This window comes from Loktanella sp. PT4BL, from assembly GCF_003201935.1.
Taxonomy (GTDB): domain Bacteria; phylum Pseudomonadota; class Alphaproteobacteria; order Rhodobacterales; family Rhodobacteraceae; genus Yoonia.
Genome location: NZ_QJJL01000002.1, coordinates 375,820 through 396,627 on the forward strand (window position 1 = coordinate 375,820; position 20,808 = coordinate 396,627).

The 20,808-nt window shown below is 58.1% G+C and carries 21 protein-coding genes and 1 other RNA gene; 7 read left to right on the forward strand and 15 right to left on the reverse strand.

The window, feature by feature from the left end:
- Positions 1-40 precede the first annotated feature (40 nt).
- The 12 genes from C7964_RS06765 to C7964_RS06820 form a co-directional block, all read right to left on the reverse strand.
- On the reverse strand, positions 41-1,156 hold the full coding sequence (locus C7964_RS06765; protein WP_110278912.1) for a gamma-glutamylcyclotransferase: 1,116 nt from the start codon (positions 1,154-1,156) through the stop codon (positions 41-43).
- A 3-nt stretch (positions 1,157-1,159) separates the two neighbouring features.
- Positions 1,160-1,603, reverse strand: a complete 444-nt coding sequence (locus C7964_RS06770) for a TrgA family protein (protein WP_110278913.1) — start codon at positions 1,601-1,603, stop codon at positions 1,160-1,162.
- A 37-nt stretch (positions 1,604-1,640) separates the two neighbouring features.
- A complete protein-coding gene (locus C7964_RS06775) occupies positions 1,641-2,849 on the reverse strand; it encodes an SAM-dependent methyltransferase (protein WP_110278914.1) in 1,209 nt (402 codons plus the stop codon).
- A gap of 125 nt (positions 2,850-2,974) precedes the next feature.
- The gene (locus C7964_RS06780; RefSeq protein ID WP_110278915.1) at positions 2,975-4,393 is read right to left on the reverse strand and encodes a cryptochrome/photolyase family protein; all 1,419 of its coding nucleotides are present in this window, start codon (positions 4,391-4,393) and stop codon (positions 2,975-2,977) included.
- Between the two features lie 30 nt (positions 4,394-4,423).
- On the reverse strand, positions 4,424-5,641 hold the full coding sequence (locus C7964_RS06785; RefSeq protein ID WP_110279440.1) for an aminotransferase class V-fold PLP-dependent enzyme: 1,218 nt from the start codon (positions 5,639-5,641) through the stop codon (positions 4,424-4,426).
- 69 nt (positions 5,642-5,710) lie between these two features.
- Positions 5,711-7,366, reverse strand: a complete 1,656-nt coding sequence (locus C7964_RS06790) for a BCCT family transporter (protein WP_110278916.1) — start codon at positions 7,364-7,366, stop codon at positions 5,711-5,713.
- Between the two features lie 48 nt (positions 7,367-7,414).
- Complete coding sequence (locus C7964_RS06795) at positions 7,415-7,837, reverse strand: universal stress protein (RefSeq protein WP_110278917.1); 423 nt, start codon at positions 7,835-7,837, stop codon at positions 7,415-7,417.
- A 269-nt stretch (positions 7,838-8,106) separates the two neighbouring features.
- Positions 8,107-9,090: an acryloyl-CoA reductase gene (gene acuI, locus C7964_RS06800; protein WP_110278918.1), complete on the reverse strand. Its 984-nt coding sequence runs from the start codon at positions 9,088-9,090 to the stop codon at positions 8,107-8,109.
- Between the two features lie 102 nt (positions 9,091-9,192).
- Positions 9,193-10,293 carry a dimethylsulfoniopropionate demethylase gene (locus C7964_RS06805; protein WP_055292707.1) on the reverse strand — a complete coding sequence of 367 codons (1,101 nt, stop codon included), beginning with the start codon at positions 10,291-10,293 and terminating at the stop codon, positions 9,193-9,195.
- Positions 10,293-10,799 carry a DinB family protein gene (locus C7964_RS06810; RefSeq protein WP_286163821.1) on the reverse strand — a complete coding sequence of 169 codons (507 nt, stop codon included), beginning with the start codon at positions 10,797-10,799 and terminating at the stop codon, positions 10,293-10,295. Before C7964_RS06810 ends, C7964_RS06805 begins: the two co-directional genes overlap by 1 nt.
- Positions 10,796-11,506 carry a DUF1326 domain-containing protein gene (locus C7964_RS06815; protein WP_110278919.1) on the reverse strand — a complete coding sequence of 237 codons (711 nt, stop codon included), beginning with the start codon at positions 11,504-11,506 and terminating at the stop codon, positions 10,796-10,798. The genes C7964_RS06810 and C7964_RS06815 overlap by 4 nt, the downstream gene beginning before the upstream one ends.
- 14 nt (positions 11,507-11,520) lie before the next feature.
- A complete protein-coding gene (locus C7964_RS06820; protein WP_110278920.1) occupies positions 11,521-12,288 on the reverse strand; it encodes a DUF2182 domain-containing protein in 768 nt (255 codons plus the stop codon).
- 73 nt (positions 12,289-12,361) lie between these two features.
- Between C7964_RS06820 and C7964_RS06825 the strand changes: the two genes are divergently transcribed.
- The 4 genes from C7964_RS06825 to C7964_RS06840 all read left to right on the forward strand — a co-directional run bounded on the left by C7964_RS06825 (position 12,362) and on the right by C7964_RS06840 (position 15,668).
- The gene (locus C7964_RS06825; protein WP_110278921.1) at positions 12,362-13,096 is read left to right on the forward strand and encodes a FadR/GntR family transcriptional regulator; all 735 of its coding nucleotides are present in this window, start codon (positions 12,362-12,364) and stop codon (positions 13,094-13,096) included.
- 144 nt (positions 13,097-13,240) lie between these two features.
- Positions 13,241-13,843, forward strand: a complete 603-nt coding sequence (locus tag C7964_RS06830) for an SCO family protein (RefSeq protein WP_110278922.1) — start codon at positions 13,241-13,243, stop codon at positions 13,841-13,843.
- A gap of 62 nt (positions 13,844-13,905) precedes the next feature.
- Positions 13,906-15,255 carry an oxygen-independent coproporphyrinogen III oxidase gene (gene hemN, locus C7964_RS06835; protein ID WP_110278923.1) on the forward strand — a complete coding sequence of 450 codons (1,350 nt, stop codon included), beginning with the start codon at positions 13,906-13,908 and terminating at the stop codon, positions 15,253-15,255.
- Positions 15,256-15,320: 65 nt separating this feature from the next.
- Positions 15,321-15,668, forward strand: coding sequence for a DUF4345 family protein (locus tag C7964_RS06840; RefSeq protein ID WP_110278924.1), 348 nt, complete (start codon positions 15,321-15,323; stop codon positions 15,666-15,668).
- Positions 15,669-15,945: 277 nt separating this feature from the next.
- Here the strand turns inward: C7964_RS06840 and C7964_RS06845 are convergent, their stop codons facing one another.
- The 3 genes from C7964_RS06845 to C7964_RS06855 form a co-directional block, all read right to left on the reverse strand.
- Positions 15,946-16,584: a hypothetical protein gene (locus C7964_RS06845; protein WP_146214831.1), complete on the reverse strand. Its 639-nt coding sequence runs from the start codon at positions 16,582-16,584 to the stop codon at positions 15,946-15,948.
- A 210-nt stretch (positions 16,585-16,794) separates the two neighbouring features.
- Positions 16,795-17,571: a helix-turn-helix domain-containing protein gene (locus tag C7964_RS06850; RefSeq protein ID WP_181417125.1), complete on the reverse strand. Its 777-nt coding sequence runs from the start codon at positions 17,569-17,571 to the stop codon at positions 16,795-16,797.
- A gap of 188 nt (positions 17,572-17,759) precedes the next feature.
- Positions 17,760-18,398, reverse strand: coding sequence for an SOS response-associated peptidase (locus C7964_RS06855; protein WP_110278927.1), 639 nt, complete (start codon positions 18,396-18,398; stop codon positions 17,760-17,762).
- Positions 18,399-18,442: 44 nt separating this feature from the next.
- Here C7964_RS06855 and ssrA point away from each other — a divergent pair.
- The 3 genes from ssrA (at position 18,443) to chrA (ending at position 20,787) form a co-directional block, all read left to right on the forward strand.
- Positions 18,443-18,793: a transfer-messenger RNA gene (ssrA, locus tag C7964_RS06860) on the forward strand.
- 73 nt (positions 18,794-18,866) lie between these two features.
- Positions 18,867-19,517: a DUF1194 domain-containing protein gene (locus C7964_RS06865; RefSeq protein WP_110278928.1), complete on the forward strand. Its 651-nt coding sequence runs from the start codon at positions 18,867-18,869 to the stop codon at positions 19,515-19,517.
- A gap of 16 nt (positions 19,518-19,533) precedes the next feature.
- The gene (gene chrA / locus C7964_RS06870; RefSeq protein WP_110278929.1) at positions 19,534-20,787 is read left to right on the forward strand and encodes a chromate efflux transporter; all 1,254 of its coding nucleotides are present in this window, start codon (positions 19,534-19,536) and stop codon (positions 20,785-20,787) included.
- The last annotated feature ends 21 nt before the right edge of the window (positions 20,788-20,808 follow it).

Below are 20,808 nucleotides of genomic sequence, written 5' to 3' on the forward strand. Positions count from 1 at the left end.
GTGTAGGCCTGCAAGGGCCTAACATCAAGCAAACTCAAGGTCAGGCAGCACCCTGCAGGCGCGCTTTGTGGCGCAAGATCCAGTAGAGCAGAAAGAGCGCCGGACCTGTTGCGATTTCCCCGCTGTCAGCAAGGGCCAGCGCATCGTCGAATGCCATCGGATGCAGCCTGAGGTCCTCCGCCTCATCGTCCAACCCGCCCAGATAAGCCTCTGTTTGCGGCAGATCGCACAGCCCGACATAGGTATAGAAATAATCCGTGCTGGCCCCGGGTGAGACATAAAACGCCCCCGCCTCTTCCAGCCTGGTGACGACCACACCCGCCTCTTCCTTGCATTCACGCAGCGCCGCCGCCTGCGGCGTCTCGCGCGCATCGACGATGCCTGCGACAGGTTCTAACATCCACGGGTTCGCGTCATGGCGCAAACGCGGCCCCAGACGTGCCTGTTCGACCAACAGTACCTTGTCACGCACCGGATCGTAAGGCAGGACAACGGCAGCATCTGTCCCGATAAACCCCTCGCGCACCAAAACGTCCGACTGTCCGCCTGTAAATTTGCGATGCCTGACATCGACGCTTTCGAAGCGAAAGAAACGCCCCTGCGGAGTGCGCGCGCCTGTAATCTGGAAATCCGCAGGTTCAGGCACGAAACGACGCGTGGCAGGGGCTGCTTTGGCACGATGCTTGGACCACGCCCGCGCCTCGATCATCGGCCACATCCCGCGTGCCGCCGCAAACGACGGCAGCGGGTCGTAGGAAAACAGCTCTGTTGCGGCAAGCACGGCAGGTGCGAGGTGATCCGCCTCCCACACGTCCAGCGACCAAGCGCCGACACCGGGTGCGGCCCCATCGGGTGGAAGATAGCACTGGACGGTACGCGGCCCCGCCGCTGTGGCCACGTCAACCGTTGCGACACGATAGCCGAACGCACCCTCATAAAGATCAAGACGCGCTATTTGCTGATCGTCGAGATCTTCGTAGACCAACCCCTGCGCCGTCGCGCCACTCTGCGGCGCGATGAAAGGGACCACATTTCCGTCCACAGGAAAGACGCCATACCCCGAAAGCTCTGCCGGCACAGCGCAACGCACTGTACCACCGGCGACAGCCGCCATCAACTTCTGGGACCGCAATGTCCCGTAAACAAAAAGATCCATGTGCTAGGGAAAACGCTGACCGAAGAATTCGGTAATCCATGCACAAACAATTCCGCCGATCAGGACTGTGGCAATCAGGGTCACATCAGTGAACATAATTGCGTACTCGATCATCTGGTTGAAGATATCGATGACCGCTTCCATCGTTCCGTCGTTGTAGCGGTTGCGCAGCGCATTCGAGATCATCTTATTGAACGAAAGAGCGAAAATCGCGCAAAAAGCAATCGTCGCACCACTGGTAAGCCCGATGCCTACCGCTGGGTTGTAGCCGTGTCCGGCGCGGCTTCCACAGACCCGCCATCCCACGACAAGGCCGATAAAGCTGACCACCGGAAGCCAGAACGTGGGCGCGTTCGCCTCGGGAAAGAACGGGATCGTCAGGCCCGCAAGGTACCAACCAAACAAAGCAAAAATGACTGCACCGGCAAGACGTCCAGCAGTTGGCATGTCATGCGTCCTCTCTCTTGACGCGCACGACCCTGCGTTAGCCTGGCCGCGTCACGGTAATCTGCGTTACGTCGCAGTTTCTGCTATCAAATGTCGCGGCACAAGAGGTCAGATAAAAATCCCACATCCGTTTGAAACGCGCGTCAAACCCCAAAGCGGCCACCTGATCCCACTTTTCGTTGAATGTCTCGTGCCAGCGGCGCAGGGTCAGCGCGTAGCTCTTGCCGAATTCAATCGAGCCTTTGACATTTAATCCCGCTTTTTCAACCTCTTGGCGCAAAACAGTCGGGCTTGGCAGCATACCTCCGGGGAAGATATATTTCTGGATAAAGTCAACGCCCTTGCGGTAACTCTCCCAGCGCTCGTCTTTGACGGTGATGATCTGAAGTGTTGCGTGTTTGCCCGGTTTGAGACGTTCACGCACCGTTTCAAAGTACTTGGGCCAGTATTGTTCACCCACGGCTTCGAACATTTCGATGCTGGCGATCCCGTCGTAAAGACCTGTTTCGTCGCGGTAATCCTGCATTTTGATCTCGACCATGTCGGACAGACCCGCCTTGGCCATCCGCGCCACTGCATAGTCATGCTGTTCCTGACTGATCGTCAGGCCCGTCACCTTGATGCCGCGTTCCTTGGCGGCATATTCGGCAAATCCGCCCCAGCCACAGCCGATCTCAAGCACATGGTCGCCCGCCTTGGCCCCCATCTGATCGACCATGCTGGCGTATTTGGCAATCTGGGCGGCTTCCGTGCTTTCCTGACCTGTCTCGAAGATCGCCGAGGAATAGGTCATCGTATCGTCAAGCCAGAGCCCGTAAAAATCATTCCCAAGATCGTAATGATAGCTGATGTTCTTGCGTGCCTGTGTTTTCGAGTTCCGCTGCATCCAGAAGCGGACGCGCTCATAAAAGCGGATCAGTCTTTGTGCGGGGAACCCATCGTAAATATGATCGGCCTCATCATGCATGAAATCCATCACCGCCATCAGATCGGGGGTGGTCCACCAGCCATCCATATAGGCCTCGGAGAACCCCATATCGCCTTCGCGCACCGTCCGCGCGAAAAGGTCGGGATTGTGCACATGCACCTCGGCAACATAACCGGGTTTCGCGCCCTCGGCACGGAAATGGCGCCCATCGGGCAAAATGATATCAACGCGGCCTTTCTGGAGGTCTTTGACCTGATCAAATACCCGCGCAAAATAGCGGGGCAGACCGGTTTGGCCGTCTGTACTCGTTAAGATCATATTTTCTTCCTGTCGTCGTCTTCGGCACTCGGGCAGTTTGCGCGGCCTGTCTGTACCCAAATTAACCTTTGATACGGTGAAGTCACGGAGAACGTTCAAAAAAGTTTCAACTGACCTCGGGGCAATCAGAAGCCGCGGCTTTGATAGGCATCAAGCGCACGCTTTCGACCCACATCTGCCGGAACAATCGGATCAGGGTAGCGGTCCTGCGCTGTCATGCCCCAACTGAGAGGTATCATATCATAATAGGACAAAGCTGTCGCGCTCGGGCTTTTGGTGCCCTCGGCAATCCATTTCTTGACGTATGCGCGATCCTTGTCGAATTTGTCCAGCTGCGTCACCGGATTGAACACGCGGAAATAGGGCGTCGCATCCGGCCCAGACCCTGCCGACCACTGCCAGCCCATTGCATTGCTGCACGGGTCCCAGTCGATCAGGCAATCGGCAAACCAATCCAGCCCGATCTTCCAGTGACACAAAAGGTGCTTTGTCAGATAGGATGCCACAATCATCCGGCCACGGTTGTGCATCCGCCCGGTCACATACATCTCGCGCATGGCGGCATCGACAAAAAGAATACCAGTGCGCCCTTGCTTCCAGGCCTTAACCTCCGCCAGCCGTTCGTCCGTGTTCCATGGAAAGGCGTCCCAGTCTTCTTTCCAGTTGTCCGATATGATCCGCGGCGTGTGGAAGGCCAAATGATAGGCAAACTCGCGCCAGACCAGTTCTTTCAGGAATGTCTCGGCATCGCCCTTGCCGTCATGCAGCGCGCGCCAGCCCGCGTGCCAGCATTTGCGCGGGCTGATTTCGCCGTAGGTCAGGTTTTCCGACAGCCCCGAGGTACCGTCCACGGCAGGCAGATCACGGTTCTTGACGTAATTGGCGACGTGATTGGCGATAAAGGCCCCCAAACGATGCGATGCGGCCGTTTCCCCCACGGTGCAATGCGATGTTAGAATTTCCGCACCACGCCGCATGGCAGCGCCCATGCGCCAGTCTGCCAGATCATCAGAGGCGGGCCAGCTGTCAGGCGCGGGGATCGTGGCGGGGGTTGGCAGCGCGTCGGGCACTTCATTGTCGCGCACGGATTTCCACATCGGCGTATAGACTTTGTAGAACCCGCCGGTCTTCGTCTCGACCGTCCAGGGCTCGAACAGCACATGACCTTTGAAGCTCTGCGCCTCGACTCCGTCTTCTTTCAGTGCCGCTTTCACCGCGGTATCGCGCGCGCGGTGCTCCGGATCATACATCCGCGACCAGTAGACAGCCCCTGCCCCTGTCTCGGCAATCAGATCGCGCAACACCGTCAGCGCCTCCCCACGGCGCAAAATCAAACGGCTGCCTTTTTCCTGCAACGATTTCGTCAGATCACCCATCGACAGCCCCAACCGCATCTTTGGCGCAGCACCAAGTGTCTCTGTCAGTTCGTCATAAATGAAAACCGGAATAACCGGATGACCTGTGGCCACAGCAGCCGACAGCGCTTCATGATCGCCAAGGCGCAGATCGCGCCGGAACCACATCAGAATGGGGGATTTGCTCATCAGACCTCCGCGCAGGACGGCTTGCCTGCTTTATAGCACCTGATCTAGCGCCCCCATCAGCGCGTCAACCTCATCTTTGGTGGTGTAATGTACGAAACTGACGCGCAACACGCCTTTCGCAGGGTCCACACCGACTGCGGACAACGGACGCTGCGCGTAGAAATCACCGCCACCGGCCATAATCCCATGCGGCGCTAGTTTCGCTGCTGTCTCTTCAGCATCCGCTTCGAGTGACAGCGCAACGGTGGGTGCGCGGCGCAGAGCGTCCGCAGGACCGATAAGCCGTACCGAGTTTTTCGCCGAGACGTAATCCAGCAAGGGCTGCAACAGGGCCACCTCTTGCGCGCGCATCAGATCATGGGATTTGCGCGCAGCCGCAGCCCCAGTGCCGCCGCCATGATGCACGGACAAGGCCTCGAAATAATCGGCCATCCCCGCACTGGCTGCGACCTGCGCATGATCAGGACCCGCAGGTGTAAACCGCTTGTAAAGGCTATCACCGTTAAAATGGTGTCCCTGATTGGGCAGCTCCATGCCCCAGTCCTCACGGATCACCATGATGCCTTGATGGGGCCCGTAGGTTTTATATGCACTGAACAGATAGACATCGCATCCCAGCGCGCCCACATCCGCGAAACCATGCGGCGCATAGGATACGCCATCCACACAGGTCCGCGCGCCCGCAGATTTCGCCAAGGCGCAGATGCCGGCCACATCATTGATCGCACCCACAACATTCGAGCAATGCGGGAACACCACAAGCGCCACATCCTGCTCCAAGAGCTTGGCAAGGTCCTCCGGGTGCAACTCGCCCGTCTCGGGATCAATCTGCCACTCAAGGATATTGATGCCATCCTCAGCCAACCGCCGCCACGGGCCGCTATTGGCCTCGTGGTCCTGATTGGTCACGACAATGCTCTGGCCCGGCTTGATCCATTTGCGCACCGCTTGTGCCAGCACATAGGTATTCTGCGTGGTCGAGGGCCCAAAGGACACTTCATGCGTGGCAACCCCCAGCATTTCCGCCAAGCGCCTGCGCGCTTCGTCCATCTCTTCGCCACCCAGGCGCGACGCCGCATAGGGCGCATAGGGCTGCACTTTGCGTTCGGTGTAGAAGCGGTACAGGCGGTCTATGACCTGACGGCAGGTATAGGACCCGCCAGCGTTTTCAAAAAAGGCCTGCCCCTGCAATGAAGGCTGGTCAAAGGCGGGGAATTGGGCGCGCACCCATGCGATATCTAGTGTCATGCGCATATGGATACGAAAAAGGCCCCGATGCGCAAGCACCGGGACCCATCATTTTCGCATTAAGCCGTGTCAGGCCCTCAGTTCGCTTTGCAAGCCACGGAAGATGGCAAAACACATCAAAAGAAGGACAATTGTAAACGGCAGTCCGGTTGAAATCACCATCGCCTGCAGCGACCCGAGGCCACCCCCGATCAACAGCGCAATCGCCACCAGACCCTCAAAGGTACACCAGAACACACGCTGCGGCACAGGCGCGTCGATCTTGCCACCGGCCGTGATCGTATCAATCACAAGGCTGCCGCTGTCAGAGGACGTCACAAAGAACACAATGACCAGTACAATCCCAAGGGTCGATGTAATCGATGCCAACGGCAGGCTCTCCAGCATCGCAAAGAGCGACAGTTCCGGACTATAGCTGTCAATCACATTGGCCTTTACCGCGCTGACATCGACATTAGCGATCATATCGTTGATCGCCGTGCCACCAAAGACAGTCATCCAGAAGATGCACACCAGTGACGGGATGATCAAAACGCAGGTCAGGAACTCACGCACGGTGCGTCCGCGGGATACACGCGCGATGAACATGCCGACAAATGGTGACCAACTGATCCACCACGCCCAGTAGAACGCCGTCCAGCCCTCACGATAACCGTCATCAGACCGCCCGATCGGATTGGAGAGCGGCAGGATTTCCTGACCGTAGGCCATTAGCGTCGCAAAGAAGTCGGTAAAGATACCAACCGCACCGGCGGTGAACAGCACAAAGAGCAATAGCCCGATGGCCAGCACCATATTGATCTCGGACAGGACTTTCACCCCGCCATCAAGACCACGGATCACGGAAATCAACGCCAGTAGCGTGATCAAAACGATCAGGACAACCTGCGCCGTGACGCTGCTGGGAATGCCATAAACGAACTCAAGACCGGCATTCGCCTGCTGCGCACCCAAGCCAAGCGATGTCGCAAGACCAAAGAGCGTGGCAAAAACGGCAACGATGTCGATCACATGGCCCCACCAGCCCCAGACACGCTCGCCAAGGATCGGATAGAAGGCCGAACGGATCGAAAGCGGCAGGCCCTTGTTATAGCTGAATAGCGCAAGTGCGAGGGCCACAACCGCGTAAATCGCCCAAGGATGCAATGCCCAGTGATAGGACGTGGCCGCCAGCGCCATGCGCTTGGCTTCGTCCACATTGGCGGCAATCAGCGTGCCGTCTTCTGCAAATGGCCGCACCGCGCCCAAAGGTTCGTCGCCCCAGGGCGTACCAAAATAATAGGCAGGCTCAAGTACACCAAAGAACATCAGGCCAATGCCCATGCCGGCCGCAAAAAGCATCGCAAACCAACCCAGATAGCCGTAGTCGGGCGTGGCGTCTGCACCGCCCAAACGGACCGATCCGTAAGGCGACACGATCAGCAGCAAACAGAAGATCACAAAGATATTCGCCGCCGTCAGGAAAAACCCGTCAAACGTCGATGTCAAAGCGGGCCGCAGCCAGCCAAAGAACTCTGCGGCCTGGTTCGGGGCAATCAGCGCGTAAAGCACAAAGATCACCACCGAGAGCCCCGAAATCAGAAAGACGGGGTTGTGAATATCAAGCCCGAATGGCCCGATCTGCGTTTCAATATTGTCCTGACCGATCGTGTAATCGGTCTCAATCATATCCGAGGCGCCTTCCGGTAACGGAATGCCCATATCGGTTTCGTCTTGTGTGGCCATAACTTGGCTTCCTTCTTATTGTTCGGTCTGATTGTTGCGGGCGCCGGCCTAGGCAGGCGCGCGGACAAGGCAAACAGATGCCTTGGTGCGGCGGGCCAGATTGCCGCCGTTCGAAGCCCAGATGCGGTCGCCGATGTGCGGCACATGCGTCGCCATCACAACCAGATCGGCATCCATTTCATCGACAGCCTTCACCAGATCGTCGTCCAGCGTGGCGGTCGGGTCATGGGACAGGATCATGTGGGTCGTGACATCCTGGCCATGCGCCTGCGCCTCTTTCAGCGCAAAAGCCGCGAGCTTCTCTTTGTATTCCTCTGGGGAATGCGCAACCGACGACGGCGTTGGTGTTGTCGCCCCCAGATAACAGACGGTTGCACCGTAAAGCTTCGCCAGATCAGCCGCCATGGTGATCGCGCCTTCCATCCGGTCCGCATGTGCCAAATCAATCGGCACAACGATTTTTCTATACATCGTCCCCTCCTTTTCCGGGCGTTGACACACGCACCATCACGCAGGCAAACGGCCCGAATATTCATCTTCAAAGACAGGGTTTTGGCCCCCGTTCTTACCCCATGCCTAACAAGCCGCCTGCCCAAGAAACAACCGGATGACCGCAAATTCAGCCCAATTTGGCCACCATATCTTGCCAAAACATGCTTCAAGCCCCTGCCATGAAACACAAAAAAGCCGCCGAAGTTTTTTTCGGCGGCCTTGCAGATTTCTGGTTTTTCAGGGCGGGATCAGGCGTTCACATCAACCACAACACGGCCTTTGACCTGCCCTTGCAAGATGCCCGCCCCAAGTGCTGGCAGGTCTGACAGCGTCGCGGGCTGGATCATCGCCTCGAGTTTATCCATCGGCAAATCCTTGGCAATGCGCGCCCAGGCGCGGACGCGGTTCTCATAGGGTTGCATCACGCTGTCGATCCCCAAAAGGTTCACACCGCGCAGCAGGAACGGGATGACAGATGCAGGCAACCCGGCCCCGCCCGCCAGACCCACAGCAGAGACAGAGGCACCATATTTCATCTGCCCCAAGACACGCGCCAGCATCTCGCCACCCACCGCGTCAACACAACCGCCCCATGTCTCGGCTTCGAGCGGGCGACGGGTGATTGCATTGATCTCTTCGCGGGGCACGATCTGTGTCGCACCAAGGGATTTGAGATAATCGGCCGTCTCGGGCCGTCCTGTTACCGCCGCCACCTCATGCCCCAGATTGGCCAGGATCGCTGTCGCAACGGACCCAACACCACCTGCCGCACCTGTGACGAGGACCGGACCATCCTTGATCCCGTGATCCTCAAGCGCCATCACCGCCAGCATCGCCGTAAAGCCCGCTGTGCCCACCGCCATCGCCTGACGTGTATCAAGACCTTCTGGCAGTGGTACCAGCCAATCGGCTTTCACCCGCGCCTTTTGGGAATACCCGCCCCAATAGGCCTCGCCCACGCGCCATCCGGTCAGCACAACCTTGTCTCCGGGCTGATAGCGCGGATCATCCGACGCCTCGACTGTGCCCGCCATATCAATGCCCGGCACATGAGGGTAATTGCGTACCAACCCACCGCCCGGCCCGATGCAAAGCCCGTCCTTGTAGTTCACGGTCGAATATTCCACTGCAACCGTCACATCACCTTCGGGCAACTGCTCCAGCGACAGCTCTTGCACAGATGCGCTGGTTTTTCCCTCTGCATCTTTCTCGACCATCAAAGCCTTAAACATCGTCATTCCTTTCATTTCGGGGCCTCTCATTTCGGTGGCTGAGGCCCCCACTTTCCATGTCTCTTCAAACTTCCGCCGGAGGCTCCGACGCAGCCACCGGACCTAGATCCAGAATTTCTCGTGCACGGTGGCCACGCGCGGGCCATCCTGCGTCTGCACCTCAAGCTGGGTGCCTTCGTCCCAATGGGTCATCCGGACCATGCCAATGGCGACGTTGGTCCCGTAATCCGGCGATGCCGCAGCGGACGTGATCTGGCCCACCTTCTTGCCCTTGGCGATCAATGGCCAAACCTGATTGCATACCGGAATATCACCCTCAATCGCGATTGCGCGGATCTGCTGCGTGGGCCCCTCTTTGGCCACCCGCAAAAGCGCATCGCGCCCCACGCAGCCAATCGCGGTCTGTGTCGAACAGAACCGGCCAAGCCCGCATTCATGCGGCGTGTTCTCGCGGGTCATATCATTGCCATAGGACAAAAGCCCACCTTCGATACGCTCGATCAGATTGGGGCAACCTGCGTGTACATCAAGGTCCTTACCCGCCTCGAAAAGTGCATTCCACAACGGCATCCCGTTCTTTGTACCGTCAACGTAAATCTCGAACCCGCCCTGCTTGGAATAGCCCGAGCGTGCTACCGCCATGCTGACCCCGTTAAAATCAAACCAGCCAAAGCGGAAAAACTTGATCGCGCGCACGGCGTCCCCGAAGACCCGCGCCATCAGATCATCGGCCAGCGGGCCCTGCACCGCCAGAGGCGAAATATCAGGCTCATCCACCAAAACATCCAGACGATAGCCATAGGCCAGGGCCTTGACCCAAAACAGCAGATCACTATCCGCAATCGAAATCCACCAGCGGTCCTCGGTCAGTTTCAGTGCGACCGGATCATTGAGCATCCCGCCGGTTTCATCCACGATCGGCACATAGAAACACTGCCCCGGCAACATGCCGCGCAAATCGCGTGGCGTCAGCATCTGCATCAGGCGTGCGGCATCCGGGCCGCGCAATTCCACCTGCCGCTCACAGGCCACATCCCATACCTGCACGGCAGCCTTCAGGTGGTGATAATCCTCCACCACGCTGCGAAACACCGTGGGCAGCAGCATATGGTTATAGACGGTATATCCCTTGACCCCGGCCGCTTCGACGCCATCGCTAAAGGGGGTGCGCCGAACACGGCGCGAAGGTGCAATCACAGCCATCAAATATCCTCAGGCATAAAGGGAAGATCGGTGTCGGGCAGTTTGTGCCCTGCCGCGGTCATCATCGCATGGACCTGCCCGCGATGATGGGTTTGATGGTTGAACATTTGCATGACACACAGCGCCATCGGCTTGGACATCTGTCTGCCCAAAGCGCCAGAGTACCAGTCCAGATTGCCAACCAAATCAATTGCTTGGACGCTTTGCGCCCAAAGCGCAATCCGCGCATCCATCCGGAACCGATCAGCAGCCCAGACAGCGGGCGTCACCGCCATATCCACGCTCTCCTTAAGCGTCACATCCGTGCCGGTCCCGCCGTCAAAACGACTGATCCACAAGGTATCGCCCCACAGCAGATGATTCAGCGTGCCCATGATCGAGCCAAAGAACGCCCCGCGATCCTTGCGCAACTCGGCCTTGTCCATCGTCAAGACAATCTCGCGCAAAGCAGAATTCTGCCACGCATTATAGCGCGCCATCGTCCGGCAATACTCTGGCGTGATCAAGGCTTGGGACCTTTCCAGTCAATCGGGCAAATCTCGGCGGATTTGCCGCCAAAATCCCAGACACGGCCATAGTCGCGGACCTTGGACTTCGTGCCTGTAGCGGCGATGATATCCGGCCCCATCCAGTATTTGGAATTGCTGACCATAACCGGATGATCGGGGGATTTGCCCGCCATCATTTCGATCTCGCCCTGAATTTTGCGGCCGATATAGATGCCACGCTTGGTGCCTTCACGGACGATCTCGACCTTTTCACGCTCGGCGCCGATGATTTCGGAGACAAGCATGGTGAACAGACCCGTGGTGCCCCCGGCCTGCCCGCTGAATATCTTCAGAATGCCATTGTAGGCTTTCTGTGTTGACCGCTCATCCACATAGGCGGCCACTTTCCAGTTGCCTTCGGCCATCCGGCCCGGAATATCGACGAGCAGACCGACGTTCAGACCGGACAGGTCCTCGCCCTCGAAGTGCCCCTCATCAATGGCAATGGCCATCCACGCATGGCAATGTCCCTCGGTCGGCGGGTGCGCACCAAGGCTGACGACGCAGGGACAAAAGACCGTGCATGAGCAGTTGAGGAACAACTCGCCCTTGATCGCCCATTCAGTGGGTTTCATCTTGCGGCGCAGCGGATTGCTGTCCATCCGTTGATCGATACGCTGCGAAATCGGCAGCCGATCTGCTGGGGCCCGTGTCTTGTCAGCCATCTCTCGTCCCTTCTTTAAAGAATTGCCAAGCCAAGGCCGGCAGCAATCAAGACCACGCCGACAGGCTTGATCACACGATGCCCGATTTCGGGCAGTTTTTCAAAAACCATGAGCAGCGTTGCCAACCCCATCCAGGCAAGGCTCATCACGCCGCCCACAAATCCGAGCGCCATATAGCCCCAGCAACAGACCACACAAAATGCGCCCAGCCCGATCCCCATACGCAAACCACCAGAGAAACCGGTTTTCCAGTGTCCGAGAAAATAGGTCATCGGGGCATGACACACGCCGTGGCAGACCTCCTTGATGCGGGTAAACTGGAATGCCCCCACGATGACCAGCAAGGCAGCGGAGAACCAGACCGGCGCAATTCCCAACATATTGATGATGCCGCCAAAGAGCAGCGCCAACTGAAGTGCGGCGATCACGGCAGCAAAGCCCACCCAGACAATGAAATAGCCCAGTAACAGACCGACCCACCCTGCCCGTGTGCCATCGGCACTGACCATCAGTTTTTCATAAGTTGTCAGCGTAGGCACCAAGGTGGGCAGCATCATCGCGGCCATCATTACAGCCCACATCGCAAAGAGCGGGCCGAAACGTGCCATCGGCATATCCATCGGCATGCGCGGGTCCATCTCGGCCATCGCCTGCCCCATCGGCCCCGGACGGCCCAGCAGATCAAGGTCCATATCGACCGCCATCATATAGAGCATCAGCCAGGACAACAGGATCGTGCCGAAAAAGAGCAGCCAAAGCGATGATCTGATCAAATGCGACAAGCGGCTCTCCCGAAGACCAGTTTGCGACTCAAGACTTGCACAAAGATATGTCAGACGTTTAATTGTCTGACAAATGAAAATTGATCCGCACAACCCCGCAGATCTCTCTGCCCAGATCGCCAAGGCTATCCGCGACGCGATCATCTCTGGCGCTTTGCCGGTGGACGAGCGTCTGCCGTCAGAGGCGGAGATGGCCGAACAGTTCGATGTATCCCGACCCACCGTGCGCGAGGCGCTGAAACGGCTGGCCGCACAATCGCTGATCCGCACGCAGCGCGGGGCAACCGGCGGGGCCTTTGTGAACCGGTTGCGGTTTGAAGACGCCTACGGGCAACAGATTACCACATCAACATTGCTGCTTTCGATGAATGACGTCAGCTTTGCGACTGCCTGCGAGGCGCGCTATGCGCTGGAGCGCGCCTGCGCACCGCTTTCGGCATCACGGCGCAGCGCCGACCACCTTGCGACCATGCGGGCGGAAGCCCACCGCCAGTTGCAGCCCGGTTTGACGGATGAGGCCTTTTGCGCCTCGGATGTCGCGTTTCATCGCGCCCTCGTTGATGCGGCGGGCAATCCTGTTTTGTCCTACCAGCTGGCCGGCGCCGTCGAGGCGATGCAGCCGTTGATGAATATGATCACCTTCAGCGCGCGGTCACGGGAAAAGATCGTCGCACTGCATACGTCCATCGCCGATGCGATCGAAGCGCAGGACGCGCAAGCCGCAGACGCCCATCTGGCGGCATTGGCGACCTATACACAGGAGCTGGCACAGAATGTGATTGCCGAAAGGCAGTCCAAGCGTGGTTAGGGTAAGGTGGATCTTGATCCACCTTACTGCCCTGATCACACCGTTTTTTGATCATGCCTTGCACGATCTATGGCTGTCCATCCAAGACAAACGCAGGTAAGCACGGCTCCAAAATACGAAAGCCCGCCATCACCGGAGGATTTGATGAAAGCCGCGATCTTCGGAACAGTCACACTGGCCGCCGCTGCCGCACTTGGCGTTTATGCATGGCAGTCACAAAACACACCTGCCCCCTGTGGCGACACTGCTGTCGCAGGCAGCGCCATTGGCGGGCCGTTCGAGCTGGTGTCCGAAACCGGCGAAACGGTGACGGATGCCGATGTGATCACCAAACCGACACTGGTCTATTTCGGCTACACATTCTGCCCCGATGTTTGCCCGCTGGATTCCGCGCGGAATGCACAGGCCGCCTATATCCTGGAAGAGCAAGGGCTTGATCTGGGAACCATCTTTATCTCGGTTGACCCACAGCGCGACACGGTCGAGGTCGTGCGCGATTTCACTGACAACTTCCACGAAGACATGATCGGACTGACCGGATCACCTGAGCAGGTCAAGGCGGCCAGCCAGGCCTACAAGACCTACTACCGCGCGGTTGAGGGTGACCCCGAATACTATCTCGTCGACCACTCGACGCAGACCTACCTGATGTTCCCCGAAACAGGGTTCGCGACCTTCTTCCGGCGCGACACACCCGCAGAAGCGGTCGCAGAAATCTCGGCCTGTTTCATGGCGCAAAACAGCTAGAAAAAACGCGCCACTTGATCTGGCGCAACAAAAGCTGACGGGCGATGGGCGAAAAGAGGTGTATGACACATCTCGATACCCTCCGCCGCATGGGCCTTTTTGACGCCCGCGTGCCCCGCTACACCAGCTATCCGCCGGCGACTGCGTTCACCCCTGCGCAAGGGGCTGACTTTCAGGTCAGTTGCCTGCAAGCGCTTGATCCTGCAGCGCCTGTCTCGGTCTATATCCATATCCCCTTTTGCGAACGGCTTTGCTGGTTTTGTGCCTGCCGGACCCAAGGCACAAGCACGCTCAAACCCGTGGCGCATTACCTTGAGGTCGTGAAGGACGAGCTTGCTTTGCTGCGCGCGACCCTGCCTGCGGGCGTGACTATGGGCCAGATGCACTGGGGTGGTGGCACGCCCACGATCCTGCCGCCCGAGATGATCCGCGACCTCGCGCAGGCAGTCAAAGACGTGATCCCCCCTGCGCCCGATTTCAGTTTCTCTGTCGAGATTGACCCCACGTTGGTGGACGACGCCAAGATCGCAGCGCTGGCCGAGATGGGCATGACCCGCGCAAGCATCGGCATTCAGGATTTCGCCCGTGACGTCCAGGAGGCGATCGGACGCATGCAAAGCTTTGCCCAGACCCGCGCCTGCGTGGACAGCCTGCGCGCGGCCGGGATCACATCGCTGAATGCGGACCTCGTGTATGGGCTGCCGTTTCAGACCGCAGCCAAGCTCGCCGCGACCATCGCAAAGGTGCGCGCGCTTGATCCTGATCGCATCGCACTTTTCGGCTATGCCCATGTGCCCAGCTTTTCCAAGCGCCAGAAACTGATCCCCGATGCGGCCCTGCCCGGCGAAGAAGACCGCTATCATCTGGCACGCCAGGCCGCAGCCGCCTTTGGGGGAAGCGGATACGAGGCCATCGGGATCGACCATTTCGCAAAACCCGCAGACAGCCTTGCCATTGCGGCAAAGACAGGCCACCTGCGCCGCAACTTCCAGGGCTACACAGACGACACCTGCCCCACCCTGATCGGGATCGGGGCCTCGTCGATTTCGCAATTCGCGCAAGGCTATGTGCAGAACGCCTCGGCCACCGCCGCCTATATCGAACGTGTTGCGGCAGGCCAGCTTGCAGGGCATCGCGGCTATGAAATGACAGCAGCGGACCGTCTGCGCGCCACCGCGATCAACATGCTGATGTGCGACTTCGCAATTGATCTGGAGCGGCTTGCGCAGCACGCAGGTGCAGCAGAACTCGCCCCGATCCATGACACCATTTTGCAGGATTTCGCGGGCATGGTTGTCAAAGACGCGGGGCACATCCGCATTACACCCGCAGGGCGCGCACTCACCCGCATTATTGCCCAACGCTATGACGGTTTTGCGGGGATCGCAGCACAGTATTCGCAGGCCTCCTAGCTTTTGCGGTTGAAGTTGCGGTCCACTGCGCCACTTTGAAACAGAATTGAACTGAAAGCAGCGCCATGGACATCCTCAATATCATCTTTGCCATCCTCAGCATCGGTCTGGGCTGCTTTGGCTGGCTGGCCCCGCGCTATACGATGGGTGCCCTCGACCTGAAGGGCGGCGAGACCACGATGGGCATGTCCGAGGTGCGCGCCTCGGCCGGTGCGCTGTTTGTGGGCATGGGCGCAGGTGCGCTGTGGCTCGGCACGCCCGAGGCCTACCTGATGCTCGGCTTTTGCTGGACAGGAGCCGCCATGGGGCGGTTGACGTCACTGGTGCTGGACGGCGCGACACGGCAGAAATGGACGTATTTCGCAGTGGAAGCTGTGGTTGGACTGGCTGCGATTGGTTTGAATTTGGGATAGGGTGTTTGGGAGCGGGAATTTGCCTTGTAGCCACCGCATTCGAACCATCTGCATCAATCATTTCAGGCCCATTATAAGTCGGATGTGACAGACCGCGACAAAGATGTTTCAGTAGTTGAAACGGGCGTGGTCGCTCCAAATCAGAACCTTCAAAAAGAATTACCGCGTCATCAAAGCGATGACGCGGTATCAATGCTCCGCTCTCTTCTACGTGTGTCCAAGATGCTCTCTCCGTGTTTACAGCAATCCCACACCAGAGCGGATCGGCGAGCTATGCTCAGTCCACAGCGTAGTAAAGACCGCCAAAGGTATCGAGGGGCGCGTCCGTTCCGATGGTTGCATCAGAGTCAAGCCGGCCTTCAAAGCTGCCAATGGTTTCACCACCCTGCGCAAACACACCCTGAAGGTCCGCACTGATATCAAAGGTCTGGCTGGGGTCTGCGCCATATTCAACAATAATGTCTCCGCTCAGACCGCCAGAGTAATAGCCGGCTTCTACAGCTCCAAGAACTGTGTCTCCCCTGAATTCACCCGAAATCCCTGTCGGATCGTTCGGGCCGCCAGTCACTGCGGTTGGCACGAACACAGCTTCAACACTCGTCGAAGCGCCGTTTACGGTAAGCGTCGAATCACCAGTAATCAGAGCACCTGCATCATCCAGTTGGAAACCGAATGTACCGCTATAGATAGAGTCTCCTGTGGGCGCCGCGTCTACCAACCCGGTCTCATTCACGCGTTCAAGATTGTTGAAAGTCTCAAGAAAAGGTGTTCCTGCCAACTGCTCCGCGATGTCTGCCGGATACTCAAGTTGCAAAAGGCCGTCCGATACAATCAGGTCCTCGCCGCCATTGTCGCTCCCGCCGCCACACGCCGCGAGCATTAATATACAAACGCCGGCGATCGGCTTTACCATCATTCTCATTCTCATTGGTCTCCATAGCATTTTCTATTCTGCAGATGCTTGAGAGCCCCTTTCGCCACCTTCTGTGGACGCGCAAAATTCATTGCCTTGCCTGGATTCCCAAGCACTGATCATCTTTAGGGCGAAGAGCTATCAACCACACAAACACCTAAAAGGCGGCGGCTGGTTTCGATCAATCTATCGAAAGCGATAGGTGTTCTGGAGTTACGCTGAAATGAGGTTCCGAACCAAAGCAAGCGCAATGGCCTGAGCGCGTGTTGTCGCACCCATGCGCTTACGCGCATTCGTCGTATGCATCCGCACGGTTACTTCCGAAATACCCATGTGATGCGCGATTTGCGCATTGTTCATACCCTTTGCAAGGCAGGTGAGGATATCCTTCTCCCGAGGTGTCAGAAAGTCGTATAGTAATGGGACCTTGCCGACCGATTGGTTCGGCGTTGGCGGACCGTTATAGACCGCAAACAGGTTCGCGATAACGGCCAGCAGATCAATTCCCACCTTAAACTCTTCTGCGACAGTAGCTGTACATGCGAACACGACAAGCACCTCTGCGCCGTCATCAAGATTGTCGTTCAGGCGAAATGTAATGTAGTCTGACTGTCCATACTTGAGAAGGTGCTCATAGCATTCACGTGTTTTCTCTGACAGTTCCAATTCTTCCATCTGCTGAAGCAGCGAGATGTGGTCGACATCTTTCATGGTGCCTTCTGCCCAGCTGACCAAGATGGGATCAACGCTCATGTAGTCGTTGGCGATATATTCTTCCATCCCGCCGCGCTCATGTGTCGAGACACGAAACCAAACCGGCATAGGGTTACCCGCTTGGTACCTGATGACATTCAGCGCATCTGCACCTATGTCCCTCGCGATCTTGACGCTGGTTTGCCAAACATCGTTCTGGTTTTCACCCGCTGCAAGTTGGTTCAGGATATCAACGAGAATTTCCGGTTTCCTGATCCGAGTTGTGACTTTTTCCATCTTTGCTCCCTTTGCAATCATCACGCTCTATTTTGGTCAAAAAAGAAGGAATTTGTCTATAATGTGATAGGGTTGGCTGACTCGTCTGAGTGCGGCGATGGCGGCATCGTTCATCATATGAAGGTCGGCTGTTTGCTTTGTAGCGCGACCTTTTGACAGGTGGAAAGAACGTCCACCCTCACCGCCCCCTAAACCGCCCCCTCCACAACCTCCAGCCCGTCATCCGCGAAGGGCCTTTGCAGTTTGAGCGCGGCCTCCACGGGGGCGTCCAGCCAGTGGGCCATGGCCTCGGGGCTGCGCAGGATCACGGGCATGGCTTTGGGGTGGATGGGGGCCACCACGCTGTTGGGCTCCACAGTCAGAAAGGCAAAGAGGTTATTGGTCGTCTCGCCCTCTTTCAGCGTCCGGACCGAGGTCCATTCCGTCCAGATCCCTGCAAAGAACAGCGTCTTTTGCGGGCCTGTGGGCGCAAACCAGACGGCTCTGGGCTTTTCGCCCTTCACGGTCTGGTATTCCGAAAAGCTGGTGAAGGGCACAACACAGCGGTGCGCAGGGCCCAGCCAGCGGCGCCAATGGGGTGAGGCGGTGTTGCGCACATTGGTCACGCCCTTGTCGGTTTTCTTGCCTTTCAGGACGAACGCGGGCGACGGCATCCCCCAGCGCATCATCTGCATCACACGGCCTTCGGGCGTCTGCGTGATCACGGGTGCGGGATAGTCTGGGTAAATGCCCGTCAAGGCAGGCAAATTGCCTGTGTCATCGCGCCACAAATTGACCAAATCCGCGATCGCGGATTGCGCAGTGGTGAGAGAATAAAGGTTACACATGCGCCGATCTTACGGTGCAAATCCGGACGGGCGCAATGCATCACCCCCTTGCAGGACGGGTGTCTGAGGCCTATGTGTAGGACGTCCTTCGGGACTATGGACATAAACGCGCTCGTAATAAGCGGATCGGACCCGGGGGCGGTACCCGGCGTCTCCACCAAAACCTGCTCATTTGGCAGCAATGGGGACGAAATAGGATCGACGAACGTCTAAAGGGGTTTTGCTTTGTCCCGGTGAGTTACCACCGTTATCGGTACAATAAAGCTAGTTGCAAATGACAACAAAGCACCGATGGCACTCGCAGCGTAAGCTGTGCGTAATATCGAAACCTTAAGCCCTATGGTTTTGCGACCATAGGCGGGGTCCGCAGGTACCTGGCAACAGAAACCTGCACCTTCCCCCCTTTTTGAGGCCGCTGCGCGATCTTGTCACTTGCATTGACCGGTGGCTCTGCGCACGATCCCACCTATGATCCGGTTTGTCTTTGCGTCCCTTATCTCCACCCTGCCCGTCACAGCACAGGCTTGCGATACGGCGCTGATCCTGACCATGGATGTCTCGAATTCAATCGACAGCGCCGAATACCGGCTGCAAACCGACGGCTTGGCCGACGCCCTGCGCGACCCCGAGATTGTGGAAACGATGGTGGCCGGGGAAAATTATCTCACGGTCGTGCAATGGTCCGGTGTTGACCGGCAAGCGGTCTCAATCCCATGGACCCAGATGCGCACCGCCCTGGATGTCGAGAGTTTCGCCCAGAAGGCGCGGATGATGGAACGCGCATTCATCCTGTCCGATACCGCGCCAGCCGAAGCAGTTTTCTTTTCCCTGCGGCTTTTCGATCAGGTGCCGAATTGCGCCCGCAAGGTCATTGATATTTCTGGGGACGGCACGCCGAACGGCGGCTCGGATGTGCGCGCCGCGCGCACCGCGGCTGAACGTGCCGGTGTGACGATCAACGGCATAGCCATCGAATCCATGGGTCTTGCGATCACCAATTTTTTCCGCGGTGCCGTGATTACCCGCGACGGCTTTGTCATGACCGCACGCACCCACCGCGAATATCCCGCAACGATCCGCGCGAAGATCCTGCGCGAGATCAGCCGCATTTTTGGCTAGGGGTGGACCTGCGCGCATGACCTCTGAGCTCGTCACAGTCTTCGGGCGCATCGGCCTGCTGTCCTTTGGTGGGCCTGCCGCACAGATTGCCCTGATGCACAAAGAACTTGTCGAGAAACGCGACTGGCTGAGCGAAGAGCAATTCCTGCGCGCGCTGTCGTTTTGCATGTTGTTGCCGGGCCCCGAGGCGATGCAGCTGGCCACCTATGCCGGATGGAAGCGGCAGGGAATGATCGGCGGGCTGATCGGGGGCGGGCTTTTTGTGTTGCCGGGCGCGCTGGTGATCATGGTGCTGGCCTTGGCCTATGGCGCTTACGGCAACCTGCCCGTCGTGCAGGCGCTGTTTCTGGGCGTCAAGGCGACCGTTGTGATCATCGTTATCGAAGCGCTGTTGAAGATCGCGCGGCGGGCGCTGGTTAAGCGGGCGCATCTCTTTCTTGCCGTTGCGGCCTTTGTCGCACTGTTCTTCTTTGCCCTCCCATTTCCCTTGGTCATCGCCCTTGCCGCATTGATCGGCGCGTTGGGCCAGACTGGTGCCGTCACAACACCGACCATCCGTACCGGCAGTTTACGCAACAGCCTGTCGGTCTTGCTCATTGGCGGTTTGATCTGGGCGGCACCCTTTGGCCTGATCGCCCTTTCCGGCAACGCGTTTCTTCTGGATGTCGGCATCTTCTTTTCGACCCTTGCGGTGGTCACCTTCGGCGGGGCCTATGCGGTGCTTGCCTATATGACCCAAGAGGTCGTGGTGTCCTTTGGCTGGCTTAGCACTGCCCAGATGATGGATGCTTTGGGACTGGCGGAAACAACGCCGGGTCCGCTGATCCTTGTGACGCAATTTGTGGGCATGATCGCAGGCATGGCCGAAGGCGGCGCGGCGATGGCGTTACTGGCTGGCATACTCACACTTTGGGTCACCTTTGTGCCCTGCTTTATCTGGATCTTCGCGGGCGCGCCCCTGATCGACTGGCTGGACGGGCGGCCACGGCTGCGTGGCGCCCTGGCTGCAATTACAGCGGCGGTTGTCGGGGTCATCGCCAATCTGTCGCTCTGGTTCGCCCTGCATGTGGTCTTTAGTCAGGTTGATACAGTCTTTTTTGGCCCTTTGCAGTTCATCTGGCCTGCCCTCAACACGCTGCAACCGCTGGCCCTTGGCCTTGCCGCGATCACAGGGCTGCTTTTGCTCTGGCGTCACTGGCCGCTGCCGCTTGTCTTGCTCATTTCGGCAGCACTTAGCCTTGGTGCGGCAGGTATCAGCGGCACAATCTGACAGCCCCCCTTTCAACCCGCA